Origin of the sequence: Pseudomonas marginalis (assembly GCF_001645105.1) — a bacterium.
GTDB lineage: Bacteria > Pseudomonadota > Gammaproteobacteria > Pseudomonadales > Pseudomonadaceae > Aquipseudomonas > Aquipseudomonas petroselini.
In genome coordinates, this window is the sequence record NZ_LKEG01000046.1 from 76,606 (window position 1) to 76,910 (window position 305).

Annotated in this window: 1 pseudogene (running past one end of the window); it reads right to left on the reverse strand. The window is 61.2% G+C overall.

Features of this window, described 5'->3' with window-relative positions:
- A pseudogene (locus tag AO064_RS31345) lies at positions 1-305 on the reverse strand (DUF6531 domain-containing protein) (its annotated part continues 1,841 nt past the right edge of the window); the annotation flags it as partial.

Sequence of the window (305 nt, forward strand, 5' to 3'; positions counted from 1 at the left end):
CCTGCTCAACCGTNGAGCCGGCCTTTGTCATCGTAGGATTTAAAGTGCTCGGCACCGTCCGGATCCACCCGCTGCACCAGCCGCGCCCGCTGGTCATGCACGTAGACTTCCTGGCTGCCATCGGCGTTAAACACCGTGACCTGCCCGTTGTCATCCCAGGCATACCGCGTGTCCATCTGCGAGAAACTGGCCCAATGCCGCACACACCGCGCCGCCTTACCAGCCCGTTCCCACTCCCAGTAGAAACTCGCCCCACCGGCCAAACCACGCTCAAGAATGACGTGCTGTTCGTCGTACCGATAAAC